At 56.1% G+C, this 16165-nt stretch carries 16 protein-coding genes; 9 read left to right on the forward strand and 7 right to left on the reverse strand.

Features of this window, described 5'->3' with window-relative positions:
- Window positions 1-8: 8 nt before the first annotated feature.
- Window positions 9-1637 carry an acyl-CoA synthetase gene (locus GJQ55_RS00700; protein WP_228345594.1) on the reverse strand — a complete coding sequence of 543 codons (1629 nt, stop codon included), beginning with the start codon at window positions 1635-1637 and terminating at the stop codon, window positions 9-11.
- Window positions 1638-1933: 296 nt separating this feature from the next.
- Here GJQ55_RS00700 and GJQ55_RS00705 point away from each other — a divergent pair, with 296 nt between their 5' ends.
- The 6 genes from GJQ55_RS00705 (at window position 1934) to hemW (ending at window position 7307) form a co-directional block, all read left to right on the forward strand.
- Window positions 1934-3163 carry a polyhydroxyalkanoate depolymerase gene (locus tag GJQ55_RS00705; protein WP_228345595.1) on the forward strand — a complete coding sequence of 410 codons (1230 nt, stop codon included), beginning with the start codon at window positions 1934-1936 and terminating at the stop codon, window positions 3161-3163.
- A 163-nt stretch (window positions 3164-3326) separates the two neighbouring features.
- Window positions 3327-4484, forward strand: coding sequence for a homoserine O-succinyltransferase MetX (gene metX, locus GJQ55_RS00710; RefSeq protein ID WP_228346733.1), 1158 nt, complete (start codon window positions 3327-3329; stop codon window positions 4482-4484).
- Window positions 4481-5083: a methionine biosynthesis protein MetW gene (gene metW, locus GJQ55_RS00715; RefSeq protein ID WP_228345596.1), complete on the forward strand. Its 603-nt coding sequence runs from the start codon at window positions 4481-4483 to the stop codon at window positions 5081-5083. The genes metX and metW overlap by 4 nt, the downstream gene beginning before the upstream one ends.
- 2 nt (window positions 5084-5085) lie before the next feature.
- On the forward strand, window positions 5086-5553 hold the full coding sequence (locus tag GJQ55_RS00720) for a DUF4426 domain-containing protein (RefSeq protein ID WP_228345597.1): 468 nt from the start codon (window positions 5086-5088) through the stop codon (window positions 5551-5553).
- Window positions 5550-6161, forward strand: a complete 612-nt coding sequence (gene rdgB, locus GJQ55_RS00725) for an RdgB/HAM1 family non-canonical purine NTP pyrophosphatase (RefSeq protein WP_228345598.1) — start codon at window positions 5550-5552, stop codon at window positions 6159-6161. Before GJQ55_RS00720 ends, rdgB begins: the two co-directional genes overlap by 4 nt.
- Window positions 6162-6164: 3 nt before the next feature.
- Window positions 6165-7307 carry a radical SAM family heme chaperone HemW gene (hemW, locus tag GJQ55_RS00730; RefSeq protein ID WP_228345599.1) on the forward strand — a complete coding sequence of 381 codons (1143 nt, stop codon included), beginning with the start codon at window positions 6165-6167 and terminating at the stop codon, window positions 7305-7307.
- A gap of 4 nt (window positions 7308-7311) precedes the next feature.
- Here hemW and GJQ55_RS00735 read toward each other — a convergent pair whose 3' ends face one another.
- Entirely contained in the window at window positions 7312-8025 is a 714-nt protein-coding gene (locus GJQ55_RS00735; protein WP_228345600.1) for a 3-deoxy-D-manno-octulosonic acid kinase, read from the reverse strand.
- A 109-nt stretch (window positions 8026-8134) separates the two neighbouring features.
- On the opposite strand from GJQ55_RS00735, the gene GJQ55_RS00740 reads away from it, so the two are divergent.
- The gene (locus GJQ55_RS00740; RefSeq protein WP_228345601.1) at window positions 8135-9187 is read left to right on the forward strand and encodes a glycosyltransferase family 9 protein; all 1053 of its coding nucleotides are present in this window, start codon (window positions 8135-8137) and stop codon (window positions 9185-9187) included.
- Between the two features lie 31 nt (window positions 9188-9218).
- On the opposite strand, the gene GJQ55_RS00745 is transcribed toward GJQ55_RS00740, so the two are convergent.
- The 5 genes from GJQ55_RS00745 to ectA form a co-directional block, all read right to left on the reverse strand.
- Window positions 9219-10169 (reverse strand): TPR end-of-group domain-containing protein, encoded by a 951-nt coding sequence (locus GJQ55_RS00745; RefSeq protein WP_228345602.1) that lies wholly within the window; start codon window positions 10167-10169, stop codon window positions 9219-9221.
- Window positions 10145-11593, reverse strand: a complete 1449-nt coding sequence (locus GJQ55_RS00750) for an aspartate kinase (protein WP_228345603.1) — start codon at window positions 11591-11593, stop codon at window positions 10145-10147. The genes GJQ55_RS00745 and GJQ55_RS00750 overlap by 25 nt, the downstream gene beginning before the upstream one ends.
- Window positions 11594-11603: 10 nt before the next feature.
- Entirely contained in the window at window positions 11604-12008 is a 405-nt protein-coding gene (locus tag GJQ55_RS00755; protein WP_228345604.1) for an ectoine synthase, read from the reverse strand.
- A 74-nt stretch (window positions 12009-12082) separates the two neighbouring features.
- Window positions 12083-13348, reverse strand: coding sequence for a diaminobutyrate--2-oxoglutarate transaminase (ectB, locus tag GJQ55_RS00760; RefSeq protein ID WP_228345605.1), 1266 nt, complete (start codon window positions 13346-13348; stop codon window positions 12083-12085).
- A 6-nt stretch (window positions 13349-13354) separates the two neighbouring features.
- The gene (ectA, locus tag GJQ55_RS00765) at window positions 13355-13894 is read right to left on the reverse strand and encodes a diaminobutyrate acetyltransferase (protein WP_228345606.1); all 540 of its coding nucleotides are present in this window, start codon (window positions 13892-13894) and stop codon (window positions 13355-13357) included.
- A 293-nt stretch (window positions 13895-14187) separates the two neighbouring features.
- Between ectA and GJQ55_RS00770 the strand changes: the two genes are divergently transcribed.
- Window positions 14188-14673, forward strand: a complete 486-nt coding sequence (locus tag GJQ55_RS00770; protein WP_228345607.1) for a MarR family winged helix-turn-helix transcriptional regulator — start codon at window positions 14188-14190, stop codon at window positions 14671-14673.
- A 193-nt stretch (window positions 14674-14866) separates the two neighbouring features.
- Window positions 14867-16048: an acetyl-CoA C-acetyltransferase gene (locus tag GJQ55_RS00775; protein ID WP_228345608.1), complete on the forward strand. Its 1182-nt coding sequence runs from the start codon at window positions 14867-14869 to the stop codon at window positions 16046-16048.
- Window positions 16049-16165 lie beyond the last annotated feature (117 nt).

Below are 16165 nucleotides of genomic sequence, written 5' to 3' on the forward strand. Positions count from 1 at the left end.
TAAGGGTGTTACATTTCTTTCGCTTGCGTCCGCAGCACGAACTTCTGGATCTTACCGGTGGAGGTTTTCGGCAGTTCTCCGAATACCACGTTACGAGGAATCTTGAAGTGCGCCATGTTGGCACGGCAGAAATCGATGATTTCTTTTTCGGTTACCTGGGCACCGGCTTTCAGCTTGATAAAGGCGCAGGGTGTTTCACCCCACTTATCATCCGGCTTAGCCACAATGGCCGCTTCTTCGACATCCGGGTGACGGTAGAGCACGTCTTCCACTTCGATGGAGGAGATGTTTTCACCACCGGAAATAATAATGTCTTTGGAGCGGTCTTTGATCTCGATGTAACCGTCTTCGTGCCACACAGCTAAGTCACCGGTGTGGAACCAGTCGCCGCTGAAGGCTTCTTCGGTGGCGGTCGGGTTTTTCAGGTAACCCTTCATCACGATGTTGCCGCGGATAAAGATTTCACCGATGGTCTCGCCATCGCGCGCAACCGGCTGCAGGGTTTGCGGATCGGCCACCATCAGGTCTTCCTGCATGGACGACTTCACACCCTGACGGGCTTTCAGCGCCGCACGCTCACGCGCGCTCTTGTCGTTCCAGGCTTCATGCCATTCACACAGAATGCAGGGGCCGTAGGTTTCGGTCAGGCCGTACACGTGGGTCACTTTAAAGCCCATCGCTTCCATGCCTTCAATCACGGCAGCCGGTGGTGCAGCACCCGCTACCATGGCGTTAATCTCATGCTCGATGCCGGCTTTCATGTCAGCCGGGGCATTGTTTAGCATGTTCAGTACAATTGGTGCGCCACAGAAATGCGACACTTTGTGATCTTTGATGGCACCGTAAATGGCATCGGCGCGCACGTGACGCAGGGACACGCTTACACCGGCGGCGGCGGCCAGAGTCCAGGGGAAACACCAGCCGTTGCAATGGAACTGCGGCAGAATCCACAGGTATACCGGGTGCTTGCCCATGTCCCAGGACACGATGTTGTTCACCGCATTCAGGTAGGCGCCACGGTGGTGGTACACCACGCCTTTGGGGTTGCCGGTGGTGCCTGAGGTGTAATTCAGGGTAATGGCATCCCACTCGTTGCCCGGCAGCTGCCAGTCAAAATCGGTGCTGGCTTGTTCCAGCAGTTGTTCGTAGGTCTGGCTGCCCAGTAGCTTACCATCCTGGTAATACTGGTCATCAATGCCGATCACGATGGGTTTAACGGCCACCATTTTCAGGGCTTTTTCGGCAATTTCACCGAATTCACGGTCAACAAACAGTACCTTGGTTTCAGCGTGCTGCAGAATAAAGGCAACGGCTTCGGCGTCCAGTCGGGTGTTGATGGCATTCAGCACGCCACCGCTCATCGGTACCCCGAAATGGGCTTCAAACATCGGCGGAATGTTCGGGCATAAGAAAGAAACGGTTTCACCTTTCTTGATACCCAGTTTATTCAGTGCTGAGGCCAGCTTTACGCAGCGCTCGTAGGTTTCACCCCAGGTGTACTGAGTATCCTGGTGGATCTGCGCGACGCGGTTCGGATAAACGAAGGCGCTGCGCTGAATGTAGCTGATGGGTGAAAGAACGGTGTAGTTGGCCGGATTGGCATCCAGACCCATGTCGTAAATGTTGTAGTGCTGCATAGGTACCCCATGTGTGCGCTGACAAGCTGTTGATTGTTGCCTGACCGGCAAAGGCCGGCATTAAAGGCGCAGGCCTGCTCTGTGTGAATGCGACCTAGGTAGTAATTCACTGTAAAGATTGATCTGTTGCAGGTACCGGCCTGATTGGCGTCAATGGCAGGGTTGATAGACACAGGTTGGTCATATCGGGCGATTATAAATCGTGTGTAACGGCCCAAAAAAAGCCACACTAATGCATTCCCTGCTAACCGAATGCTGTTGGCCGGCGTGTACTAATGACATTGCAGGAGCTTGCCATGCTTTACCGACTGAACGCCCAGATAATGGAGGCCATGCTGCCACTGCACGTGATGGCCCGTCAAACCCGGCAGATGATGTACCAGCCGCTGAACCCGCTGAACAGCAGCTGGGCGTTTCAGACTCTGCGTGCCGGTATGGAGCTGACCGAGCGGCTGACCGCCTGTTATCAGCAGCCGGCCTGGGATCTGGATACCACCACGATTAACGGCGAAACCGTCGCCATTGAGTACCGGGTGGCGGTGCATAAGCCCTACTGCAATCTGTTGCATTTTGAGCGGCAGAAAGACGGTTTGCAGCAGCCCAAGGTGCTGATGATCGCACCGTTATCCGGCCATTACGCCACTCTGCTGCGTGGCACGGTGCGGGAATTTATGCCCGACCACGAGGTATACATTACCGACTGGATCAATGCCCGCGATGTGCCGCTCAGCGACGGCTCATTCCGCTTTGATGACTATGTCGATTACCTGATTCAGTTTCTGGAGCATCTGGGGCCAGATACTCACGTACTGGCCGTGTGTCAGCCTTGTGTGCCGATGCTGGCAGCAGCGGCTTACATGGCCAGGAACAATCATCCGGCCCAGCCGCGCAGCATGACCCTGATGGGTGGCCCGGTGGATACCCGTATTAGCCCGACCAGCGTCAACGATTACGCCTCCGGCAAAGATCTGGAATGGTTTGAGGATAATGTGATTCAGCGTGTGCCGCGCGGCTTTGCCGGCCGCCGCCAGCTGGTGTATCCAGGGTTTATCCAGCTCACGGGTTTTATGTCGATGAACCTGGATTCGCACCTCAACAAACACTTCAAATTTTTCAATGACCTGATCAAAGGCGATGGTGACAGCGCCGATGCGCACCGCCAGTTTTACAACGAATACCTGGCGGTAATGGATATGCCGGGCCTGTATTATCTGGACACCATCCGTAAGGTATTTCTGGAGCATCAGCTGCCCAAGGGCGAGATGGAGTTCCGCGGCCAGCGCATTGATCTGAGTGCGATCCGTGATACTGCTCTGCTGACCGTGGAAGGTGAGTTGGATGATATTACCGGCCGCGGCCAGACCTCTTGCGCGCTGGATCTGTGCAGCAATATCCCCGCGGCCCGCAAACAGCACCTGGAAGTGGCAGGGGTGGGGCACTACGGCATCTTCAATGGCCGTCGCTTCCGTCAGGAGGTGGCACCGGTGGTGAAAGCCTTTATGCGTCAGCACGCCGGTAAGCAGTAAGTGGCCGGACGCTAGAAGCCAGAAGCCAGAAGCTAAAAGCCCAGTCAGCAATATCGGATAACAGCGGCCCCACTGCGTGGCTCTGCTGTTATCTGCCGGCAAGCCTGATAAACTCGCGCTTTGATTTTTCAGCCTTATTCACCTGAGCGGGATGCCAACTCTCATGCCGGATGTGATTCCCGACGATTCCGTCGGTCTGGTGACACCCCAGTTATTCCATTTCGATGAACCATTGACCCTGCGCAGTGGCCGTGTGCTGCCGCAATACGATCTGATGGTGGAAACCTACGGTACGCTGAACCGCAATAAAACCAATGCGGTGCTGATCTGTCATGCATTGAGTGGCGATCACCACGCGGCCGGTTACCACAGCATAAATGATAAAAAGCCTGGCTGGTGGGACAGTGCCATCGGCCCGGGCAAGCCGATTGATACCAACCGCTTTTTTGTGGTGGCGCTGAACAATCTGGGCGGCTGTTCCGGTTCTACCGGGCCGGTGAGCACCAACCCGGAAACCGGCAAGGTCTATGGGCCGGATTTTCCCATACTGGCGGTGCGCGATTGGGTGAACAGTCAGGCGCGCCTGGCCGACCGGCTGGGCATTCAGCAGTGGGCAGCGGTGGTGGGTGGGTCGCTCGGTGGTATGCAGGTATTACGCTGGTCGATTCAGTTTCCTGAACGTCTGCGTCACGCCGTTATTATTGCCTCGGCACCGAAATTATCGGCGCAGAATATTGCTTTTAACGAAGTCGCGCGCCAGGCCATTGCCAAAGATCCCGATTTCCATAACGGTCATTACCTGCAGCACGATACCCTTCCCAAGGCGGGTCTGATGCAGGCGCGCATGCTCGGGCATTTAACCTATTTATCCGACGATGCCATGCGGCAGAAATTCGGCCGCGAATTAAAAGAAGGCAAACTGAATTACAGCTTTGCGCCGGAATTTGAAGTCGAAAGTTATCTGCATTATCAGGGTGAAAAATTCAGTACCCGCTTTGATGCCAATACCTACATGCTGATGACCAAGGCGCTGGATTATTTTGACCCGGCCGCCGATTACGATAACGATCTGGTGAAATGCATGAGCCGGGCGCAGTGTAAATTCCTGCTGGTGTCGTTCACTACCGACTGGCGTTTTTCACCGGCCCGTTCGGAAGAAATTGTGAATGCGCTGGTACAAAACGATAAAGACGTCAGCTACGCCTGTGTGGAATCAGAAAGTGGCCACGATGCCTTCTTAATGCCTATTCCGCGTTATATGGCCATTTTTAACGCCTATATGCGCCGGGTTGCGGACGATGTTGAAGGAGGTGCGCGGTGAGTGCCTTACGCGAAGACCTGCAGATTATTCAGCAATGGGTAAAGCCCGACAGCCAGGTGCTGGACCTCGGCTGTGGCGAAGGCACCTTGCTGAAATACCTGCAGCAGCACAAAAATGTGCGGGGTTACGGGCTGGAAATTGACCCGGATAAAATCACCGCCTGCATCGCCAATGGCGTGAACGTGATTGAGCAGGATCTGGACAAAGGCTTAAGTAATTTTTCCGACAACAGCATTGATACCGTCATTATGACGCAGGCTTTGCAGGCCGTGCAGCGCCCCGATTTGTTGCTGGATGAAATGCTGCGCATCGGTGATGAGGCCATCGTGACCTTTCCGAATTTCGGTTACTGGCGCACGCGCTTTTATCTGCTGTTAAAAGGCCGCATGCCGATGTCGGAAACCCTGCCGTATAACTGGTACGACACGCCTAATATTCACATGTGCACCTTTCGCGATTTTGAAGTGCTGTGTCACGCCAAAAATATCCGCATTCTTAACCGCACGGTGGTGGATGATCAGCACCGTGAACACTGGACCATCGGTTTATGGCCGGCCATGCTCGGCGAAATCGCTGTTTATCACATTACGAGGAAATAACCATGAAGACACTGCAGCATCATGTTATGACCCTGATCTGTCTGCTGGCGGTCGCTTTCAGTCCGCTGTCACTGGCCAACAGCCGCGGTGAGCAGAAGCAGGTATTCGGTGATTACGAAGTGCATTATATCGGCCTGACCTCCAGCTTTCTGACGCCCGAAGTGGCTGCGGCTTACGGCATTGACCGTTCCCGCTCGCTGGGTTTTCTGAGTATTTCGGTGTTGCAGAGCCAGTCCGGTCAGGAGCTGGCGGTGCCGGTGCGGGCCAAACTGACCGGCACCATCCGCAACCTGATTGGTCAGACCCGCACGCTGGAATTCCGCGAAATTAAAGAAACCAATGCGGTGTATTACATCAGCACCTTCCGCTTTGATGACGAAGATATGTACACCGTGCAGTTACAAGCCACGCCGGAAGGCCAGACCCGCACCTTCGATGTGAAATTCAGCCAGCGGTTTTATCAGCAATGAAAATAGTATTGGCCAGCGGTAACGCCGGAAAATTACGGGAATTCCGCGCCTTGTTTGACACGCACTTTGCTCAGCAACACATTGAGATGCTGCCGCAAACTGAATTGGGTGTAACCGAGGCCGAGGAAACCGGCCTCAGCTTTGTCGAAAACGCCATTATCAAAGCCCGCCACGCCTGTGCCGTTACCGGTTTACCGGCTCTGGCCGATGATTCCGGTTTAGAAGTGGATGCCCTGGCCGGCGCGCCGGGTATTTACAGCGCCCGCTATGCCCAGCCGCAGGATGGTTTTGGCAGCGGTGATGCCGCCAATAATGCCAAGCTGCTGGCGGCGTTACAGGACATTACCGACGAACAACGCAGCGCGCGTTTTCAGTGTGTGCTGGTGTATATGCGCCACGCCAATGACCCGACCCCGCAGGTGTTTCAGGGCAGCTGGGAAGGCCGCATTCTGCAGGCACCGGAAGGCACCGACGGCTTCGGTTATGATCCGCTGTTTTATGTGCCCGAAACCGGTTGTGCTTCGGCCAGCCTGAGCAAAGAACGGAAAAACCAGCTCTCGCACCGTGCCAAAGCCCTGCAACAATTACTGCAGCATTGGCGCCCCTGATTCATGCTGCAACTGCCGCCGTTAAGCCTGTATATCCATATTCCCTGGTGTATCCGCAAATGCCCGTACTGCGATTTTAATTCGCATCAGGCGGGCACGGAGCTGCCGGAGCAGGAGTATATTCAGGCACTGCTGGCCGATCTGGACCACGACCTGACCTGGGTACAGGGCCGGGAAATTCAGAGTATTTTCTTTGGCGGCGGCACCCCCAGTTTGTTCTCGGCGGCGGCTTACCAAGCCTTGTTTAACGGACTGCAGCAACGCCTGGGTTTCGCTGCGGATATCGAAATCACCCTGGAAGCGAACCCCGGCACCTTTGAGGCGGAGAAATTCGCTGCTTACCGTCAGCTGGGTATTAATCGTTTATCCATCGGTATTCAGAGCTTTCATCCGCAGCATTTGCAGGCGCTGGGGCGGGTGCACGACAGCGCCCAGGCGATGCGGGCGGTGGAAATGGCCAAGCAGGCCGGCTTTGATCATTTTAATCTCGATTTAATGTATGGCCTGCCGGGGCAAACGGTGGAGCAGGCGCTGGCCGATATCCGCCAGGCGCTGGCGTTTCAGCCACCGCATCTGTCCTGGTATCAGCTGACCATTGAACCCAATACCGAATTTTATAAAACCCCGCCACGGCTGCCGCAGGATGATGATCTGTGGGACATTCAGGAAGCGGGGCTGGCGTTATTAGCGCAGCAGGGTTTTGAGCATTATGAGATTTCCGCTCATGCCAAACCCGGTCAGGCGGCGCGTCATAATGTTAATTACTGGCAGTTCGGGGATTATCTCGGCATTGGTGCGGGCGCCCACGGCAAAATTACCCTGCCGCAAACCGGGCAGATTATCCGTACCCAGAAAACCCGTTTACCGAAAGATTATCTGCATCCGGCGAAACCATTTCTGAGCAGTCAGCAACCCATTGCGGCTGACGAAGTGGGGCTGGAATGTCTGATGAATGCACTGCGTTTAAAAGATGGCATGCTCACTGCGGAATTTATCCAGCGCACCGGCCTGACCCTGGAATCGGTGAAAAACCCCCTGCAAAAAGCCCAACAGTTGGGATTGTTGCAGGTGGATGAGCGCATCATCGCCACCGCCAAAGGCCAGCAGTATCTGAACGAACTGCTGGCGTTATTTCTGGCCGATTAAGCGGTTATTTCCGGACGCTGCGGTAACCATCCAGCAGCGCGGCAAAGTCTTGTTCCTGCCAGTGAATGGCGCGTTTTTTTACTTCTTTACGGAACGAGCGCAGCAGCCGGTCGAGGTTGCTTTGCTGCCAGCCGTTGCCGCTTTGTGCATGGCATTTATCAAAATCAATCAGCCACACGCGGCCATCGGTATCGAGCAGAATATTGTGAATATTCAGATCGGTATGGTTCACCTGAGCCCGGTGCAGACGGGCTATTTCGATGCCGATATGACGGTACTCTTCGGTATCCAGCGGGCCTTGTTGCAGCAACTCGGCCAGATCGCGGGCGGCGGCAATTTTTTCGGTAATCAGGTCGGCGCGGTAACAAAGGCCGCGTTTGACTGCCCGCGCTGCCAGTGGCCGGGGCACATTGACGCCGGCTGCACGCAGTGTACTGAGCAGGGCAAATTCCTGCTGGCTGCGGGTGTTGTCCCAGCCGCTGAACCAATAGCAATCGCGCACCAGTTTGCCGAACAAACCACCGCGGCGGTAATGCCGCAGCGCCGCGTCACCGCCGTCGCTGCGGATAAACCAGGTGGTACCGCGGCCACTGGCCTGGCCGCTGATGCGGTTGTGCCGGCGCCAATGGGCCGGGTCAAACACCGGTGCGGCGGGGTCGGCCAACCATTGCGGGTCGTACCAGATCACTTCTTGGGCAGACAGTTGCCGGCGTTGCATAAGGGCCCCGGAAAAAGCGCGTAATGGGTTAAAAAGCCGGCAATTTTACACCGAACACCCGCCCCTGCATAATCGGGCCTGTTTTCCCTACCCAGCTGTGAGTGCTTGTATGCCATTGTTTAATCAGCCGCCGGAGTCTGTCTGTTTTGTGCGTTTGTCGGCCATTGGCGACGTCTGTCATGCGGTTGCCGCCGTGCAGGCGTTGCAACGGCACTGGCCACAGACCCGGGTGACCTGGGTGGTGGGAAAAATTGAAGCACAGCTGTTGCAGGGATTGGCCGGTGTCGAGCTGGTGGTGTACGACAAGAAAGCCGGCTGGGCGGGCATGAAAGCCGTGTGGCAGCAGCTGAACGGGCGGCGCTTTGATGCGTTGGTGCACATGCAGCTGGCATTACGCGCCAGCCTGCTGACCCTGGGTATTAAAGCCCGCTACAAGGTCGGCTTTAACCGCCGCCGCGCCAAAGAAGGGCAGTGGCTGTTTACCAACCGTAAAATTACCGACACCGAATCGCAGCACGTACTCGACAGTTTCTATGCCTTTATTGAATATCTGGGTGTGCCGCCATCGGCCCCGCAATGGCAGTTGTCGTTAAGCGACGCTGACCAGGAGTTTGCCCGCCAGCAGTTGCAGCAGCGCGCCACGGTGGTGATCTGCCCGGCGGCCAGTAAAGATGAACGCAACTGGTTGCCGGAGCGTTACGCGGCTTTTGCCGATTATGTGGTGAATCAGGGGTTTCAGGTGGCTGTTTGTGGCTCGCCGGCCGCCCGTGAAGTGCAGCTGGCAGCGCAGATTGAAGCGGCCATGCAACAGCAGGCGCTGAATCTGGTGGGGCAAACCAGCCTCAAGCAGCTGGCGGCGGTGTTGCAGCAAGCGGTGCTGGTGCTGGCGCCGGATTCCGGCCCGGCGCATATCGCCACCACGCAGGGGACGCCGGTGCTGGGGTTGTACGCCCACAGTAATCCGCAACGCACCGGGCCGTATAACAACCGTGCCGATGTGGTGAGTGTGTATGAACAGGTGGTGGTGGAGCAGCAGGGTAAACCGCTGAACGAGTTACCCTGGAGTACCCGCGCCAAAGGCGCGGAGTTAATGCAGCGGATACCGCTGAGTGCGGTCATTGAACGTTTCGAGCAAATGCGGCAGCGTGAGCTGCCGCACTGAGTGCCCGAGCAGGCACCGGATTAATGGCTGATCAGGCGTGGCTGGCCGGATCATCCGTCTTATCTTCGTGATCTTCATCGCGGTCGGGTAAGACCACCATTTCCAGAAAACGCGGATGCTCATGCAGGCTGACAAAACTGCTGTCACGGCCAGCCTGCAGCCGCAACGAGTCGGTTTTGCGGATGGCCCGGTGCAGGTCACGCAAGGCTTCGTCCGGCATATCAGATTCAGCGTAAGCACAGGCACGCTGGTACAGGGCATGGCTGTTATCGGGGTCAATATCCAGTGCCCGGTTGGCCAGGCTGCGGGCCCATTGCGCCTGCCCCAGCAACAGTGCGGCATCGGCTTTGTAGGTTAAGGCTTCCACATCGTCGGTACGCAGTTCCAGAATCTGATCATAAATGGCGATTTTGGCTTCGGCGGTATTTTCCTGCGAGGCTTTCAGCCACAACGAATGAATTTCGTTGGTCAGCTCAATCTCTTCCTGGGCCTGGGCGATATGGCGTGATTTATGGTGCAGTTCTTCTTCCAGCTTATCCAGCCGTTGTTCATAGCTGGCGGTGATGCGCCGGATTTCTTCATTGGCAAAAGCGCCGGCGCGTTCTTTGATATCACGCATTGAGTTCCAGCCGACCAATACCAGAATGGTGGAGGCACCGGCGATCAAATAGAAGAAGTAGGTGACGGTGTCGGTGGCGTAGCGGACGGCGGTGCTGGCCACCATAATTTCGCGGTCGACGATTTTTTCGGTGGCCTCTACGCGCAGATCGGCAATCATCTGCCGCAATGTGCGTACTTCATCGAGCAGATAACGCTCGGTAAAGGCGTTATACAGGGGCGCATCCAGCGCATCGATGGCCTGGTCAGCCTCGGCTTCCTGCGCCGCCTGGTCGGCCACGGGGGATGGACTGCCCCAGCTCTGCAGGGGCAGTAACAGGCTGCTGAGCAGCAGCGCGGTCAGGCAAGTTTTTGTGCTGGCCATGTGTCCGCCTGTTCAATCAGTTGCCCATGCAGTGCTTTCACTGCGGCGGCATAATCGGAATCGCTGACCAGGAACATCATATCAACCTGACGCAGCGCCTGGTGTACTGAGCGGATATTAACCCCGGCAGCGGACAGCGCACCAGCGGCCTGTTGCAACAGGCCCGGAATGTTCATGTCAGAACCGATGGCGCTGACCAGCGCCAGTTTTTCCACCCGCACGTCAGCCTGCGGGTACACCTGCTGCAGACGCTCCATCAGCCAGTTGATACGACGGCTGTTGCCTTTCATATAAAAGGTAACGGTGTTGGCGTTGTAGTCTTTGGTTAATACCCGCACGCCGGATTCCAGTACCAGATCGTTCATGCGCTGGCCGTAAGCCGGGTCGCCGACCATGTCCTGATCGAACAATTCCAGCGCCCAGACATTGCGGGTACCGGCGATGATTTCCACTTTCGGGGTGCTGCTGCAGTAATCGTTGCGGATCACGGTGCCGCTGTGTTCCGGTTCGAAGGTGTTTTTCACCCGCAGCAGAATGTTCTGCTTGCGCAGGCCGGCGGCGGCGCGGGGGTGAATGGCTTCCATTCCCAGGTTGGCCAGCTGGTCGGCCACATCGTAGTTGGTCTGACCGATAGGGTGGACGTTATCGGCACCGACCAGCAGCGGGTCGGCGGTGCTGAAGTGATATTCCTTATGAATAATGGCTTCGCGCGCGCCGGTAATGGTGGCAATGCGGCTGAAGGTCATTTCGCTGTAGCCACGGTCAAAGGTGCGCATCAGGCCTTCGCGGCATTGGGTATAGCCGGTAACGATGGGCATTTCGCGGGCAAAGTCGACATCGGCAAAGGCACTGGCGATGTGCTCATCCAGCGATTGCTGGTCGTCAGACACCCAGTTGGTTAAGTCGATAAAGCGGGCATTCACCTCATGCTGGCGCAGCAGTTGTACCGAGTTGTAGGCGCTGTGGGCTTCGCCCAGCGCACTGAGCATTTCCCGCACCCGGTGCAGGTGGTCATCAAGCTGGAAATGACCAAAGCTGCACACGGCCGCCAGATGCTGCAGGCATTCCTGCACGTCACCGATCCGCTCGCTGATAAACTGGTCGGCGCGTTTGCGGGTAACGGCATCGTCGGCAAACATACCGGCGTTAATGTCCAGCATTTGCTGTAACACCTGCTGTAGCTTGTCCTGCCAGGGGTGCTTGTCGTCCATTTCGGCAAACAGGGCATAGACGCCCGGTTCGCCGGATTTTTTGTGTTCCAGCAGGCCGTTGGTGATGCCGGCGTAGGCCGACACCACAAATACCCGTTGATACAGGCTGCTGTTGCCATCGGCACCGGTGTGCGGACGCAGCCAGATATTCTGTAATACATCCTGCCAGCGGCTCATCGAAGTGCCGCCGATTTTCTCGACGCTGTGGTTCATGGCGTTGTCCTCACTCGGTCACCGGTTCGGCACTCAGCTGATAAGCACCGTTTTTATCGTGCACTTCGTTGCCGATAAGCGGCGGGTTGAAGACACAGGCCATGGTCATTTCGCTGAAACCACGCAGCAGGTGCTTATCGTGTTTGTCCAGGATGTACAGCGTGCCGGGTTTGATCGGGTAAACCTTGCCGTCAGCAACGGTTTCAATTTCGCCTTCGCCGCTGATGCAGTACACCGACTCGAGGTGGTTCTGATACCAGATGGGGGTTTCGGTGTTGGCGTAAATGGTGGTGATGTGAAACGAGAACCCCATGTTGTCGTCTTTCAGCAACATGCGCACGCTGTTCCAGGTGCCGGTTTCGCTTTCAATTTTACGGGCAGAGTTCTGACATTCTTCCAGAGTACGGACGATCATAATAATTCCTGTAAGTATTCAATGCGGAGCAAATAGGAGAGAGGCGGGGGCAGCGCCCCCGTGCAGACGGCGGATCAGGAGGCTTTGGAGATCTGTTCGGCCATCACATCGCCGATGCACTGGGCCAGAATGTCCAGGCCGGCGTTCAGGGTTTTGTCTTCAATGGTCAGCGGGGTCAGGATTTTCACCACCTGGCCATCGGAACCGCTGGTTTCAATAATTAAGCCGCGTTTAAACGCCAGCTCGGTAATGCGGCTGGCCACCTGACCATTAACGCATTCTAAGCCCTGCATAATGCCGCGGCCTTTGTGCTTCATCTGGCCGCCGTGCTCGGCCTGAATTTCTTTCAGGCGGCTGCGGATCAGTTGCGCTTTTTTCTTCACGCTCTGGCTGAAGCTGTCATCGGCCCAGTAGGTTTCAATGGCTTTGCGGGCGGTGATAAACGCGTGGTTGTTGCCGCGGAACGTACCGTTATGCTCACCCGGCTTCCAGGTATCCAGCTTCTCTTTCAGCAGCACCACCGCCATCGGCAGACCAAAACCGCTGAGGGATTTGGACAGGGTAATCACGTCCGGTTCGATGCCGAATTCTTCAAAGCTGAAGAAGGTGCCGCTGCGGCCACAACCGGCCTGAATATCATCGACAATCAACAGCATGTTGTAGCGTTTGCACAGTGCCTGCAGGCCCAGCATCCAGGCGGCGGAGGCACTGTTCAGGCCGCCCTCACCCTGAATGCACTCCACAATCACGGCCGCCGGATGACCCAGGCCGGACGATTTGTCCTGCAGAGCTTTTTCAAAATAATGCAGGGTGTTGAAGTCACCCAGATAACCGTCGTAAGGCATAAAGTGTACGCCCGGCAGCGGCATACCAATGGCGGCTTTGTAGTAACCGTTGGCGGTTACGGCAGCCGCGCCCTGAGTGACGCCGTGGAAACCATTGGTGAACGACACAATGGTCTGGCGGCCGGTATTTTTACGGGCAATTTTCAGTGCCGCTTCCACCGCGTTGGTGCCGGTCGGGCCGGTAAACTGCACTTTGTACTTCATTTTGCGCGGTTGCAGGATGTGCTGGTCAAAAGCTTCCAGAAAAGCGGTTTTCGCTTCGGTGTGCATATCCAGGCCGTGGGCAATGCCGTCGGCTTCAATGTAATCCAGCAGCGCCTGCTTGAAATGCGGGTTGTTGTGGCCGTAATTCAGCGTACCGGCACCACCCAGAAAATCGATATAGGTATTGCCCTGATCATCGGTCAGGGTGGCATTTTGCGCCTTGGTAAAGGTTACCGGGAATGAACGACAGTAACCGCGAACGTTGGATTCCAGCTTCTGATAAATATCCATAACAAATTACTCCTGTGTGAAATAGGTGAAGGGACCGATGTGCACCAGCATTTCGCTGTCGTGAGCCTGTTTAAAATGTTGCTCTTTATCGAACAGGGTGCTGATGTTCAGCGGTGCGCCAAGGTTGTTGGCCAGGCGGCGGAAGGTATTCCACGACGCCTCGTTGCCGGGGGTGATACTGGTGTGCAAATGGTTAACCGCATGACGGTGACGCTGCAGCAGCTCATTCAGCATGCGTACGGCCAATCCCTGACCGCGGGCTTTTTTATCCACGGCCACCTGCCATACAAACAGGGTGTCGGGTTGCTGCGGCAGACGGTAGCCAGAGACAAAACCGACCAGCTCGCCATTCATTTCAGCGGCGACGGCAGTCTGGGCAAAGTGTGAACACTGCAGCAGGTTGCAGTACATGGAGTTGGTATCGAGCGGCTGACAACGACTGATCAGCTTATAAACATCGCTGCCGTCGGTAGCATCGGGGATGCGGAAGGTAATGGTTTGATCTGTATGGGTTTTTTCGGCTATATCCAGTGTGTCGCTAGTCATTCCTGTCGCAGAAACCGCGTACCGATGAGATGCTGGCTGATTTTTGGGCCGGCATGCCGTCATTACGGCTTCTGTAATTGCTTAGAGTGCTAAATAATTTAACAGGCTGAGAAAGTATTTACAACCCTAAACACTTTTCGGGCATTCCCGGCATGGAATATGCGTGCATGGTCCGAGCGGTGTGCTTGAGCGGCTGGCGAAAGTACAGAAGCCCTTACAAAATCCGTCTTGCTGATGCTTAGGCCCCTAATGATGTTACACTGCGCGCCATGCCTGACTTTCTGGAATTCCTGATGAACCGTTACGATGAAGTGCTGGTGGCCTTGCGCCGTATTATCCGCGCCACCGATCTGCATTCACGCCAGCTCAGTAAAGTATCCGGTCTGACGTCGCCGCAGCTGTTGATTCTGCAGCTGTTGCGTCAGCACAGCGAACTGACCGTCGGCGAAGTCGCTCAGCGGGTCAGCTTGTCGCAAGCCACCGTCACTACCATTATTGACCGGCTGGAAAAACGCGCGCTGGTCAAGCGTGAACGCGGCAGCAGTGATAAACGCAAGGTGTATGTGTACCTGACCGATGCCGCCAATGCGGTGCTTCTGAATGCCCCGAAACCCCTGCAGGAAAGCTTTGTGCAGCAGTTTCAGGATCTGCATGACTGGGAGCAGACCATGATTCTCAGTGCGCTGGAGCGGGTGGCCTATATGATGGATGCGCAGCATATTGATGCCTCGCCGGTACTGGATATTGGCCGTCTGGATCGTACCGATGGTAATTTGTAACCGACTTTCGTCGTAGTTGCGCGGCCCCCGCGGTGGCCCGTCTTGCGTTATAATGCGCGCCCTCCGCAGCCGGCCATGGCTGGACAATGCGGACAAGCCTCATACCTTTGCCTGAAACGGCGCCGGGCGTCATCAACCGGTCACCTGTCGTGTGCCAGTCTGTTCAGGTCTTTTTTGCTCACGGAGAATTTCCATGACTGATGTAGTGATTGTGGCGGCTACCCGTACCGCTGTTGGTTCTTTTGGCGGTTCTCTGGCCAGCCTCAGCGCGGTTGATCTGGGCGCTGCGGTTATCCGTTGTTTGCTGGATAAAACCGGTATTAATCCGGCCGATGTCGATGAAGTACTGATGGGGCAGGTATTAACCGCCGCCAGTGGACAGAACCCGGCCCGTCAGTCGGTGATTAAGGCCGGTTTGCCGGTTACCGTACCCGCCATGACCATCAATAAGGTCTGTGGTTCAGGCCTGAAAGCCCTGCATCTGGCGGCGCAGGCCATCAAGAGCGGTGATGCTGATATCGTTATCGCCGGTGGTCAGGAATCCATGTCCAACGCCCCGCACGCCTTGCCGAACTCCCGCAATGGTCAGCGCATGGGTAACTGGAACATGGTGGACACCATGATCAGCGATGGTCTGTGGGATGCCTTCAACGATTACCACATGGGTATCACGGCTGAGAATATCGCCGAAGAGTACAGCATCAGCCGCGAAGAGCAGGATGCTTTTGCCGCCGCGTCACAGGAAAAAGCCCTGGCGGCCATTGCAGCCGGTAAGTTCAAAGACGAAATCACCCCGGTGCTGATTCCGCAACGTAAAGGTGACCCGCTGGTGTTCGATACCGATGAAAACCCGCGGGCCGGCACCACGGTCGAAAAGCTGGCCGCCATGCGCCCGGCGTTCAAAAAGGACGGCTGCGTGACCGCTGGTAATGCTTCCTCACTGAATGACGGCGCCGCTGCTGTGATGCTGGCCAGCCGGGCCAAAGCGGAAGCGCTGGGCTTGCCGATTCTGGGTACCATTAAGGCTTACGCCAGTGCCGGTGTGGACCCGAAAATCATGGGTACCGGCCCGGTGCCGGCGACTAAAAAGTGCCTGGAAAAAGCCGGCTGGAGCGTGGCCGATCTGGACCTTATCGAAGCCAACGAAGCCTTTGCCGTACAGGCTCTGTCGGTGAACAAAGGCCTGAACTGGGATGCCGATAAAATCAACGTGAACGGTGGCGCTATTGCCATCGGTCACCCGATTGGGGCGTCTGGCTGCCGTATTTTCGTTACCCTGTTGCATGAAATGATGCGCCGGGATGCAAAAAAAGGCCTGGCGACTCTCTGTATCGGTGGTGGTATGGGTGTGGCACTGGCGGTTGAACGCGGCTGATTATCGCGTTTTTGTGCATCAGAAAGGGCAGCATTGGCTGCCCTTTTTTTATGTCATTGGTCTGATGGATAACGGATTATTCTGCAGCTGCAGGACGTGCGGCTACCCGCTGTCCGT

It is taken from the genome of Venatoribacter cucullus, assembly GCF_016132445.1.
In the GTDB taxonomy this organism is placed as follows: Bacteria; Pseudomonadota; Gammaproteobacteria; order Pseudomonadales; family Oceanobacteraceae; genus Venatoribacter; species Venatoribacter cucullus.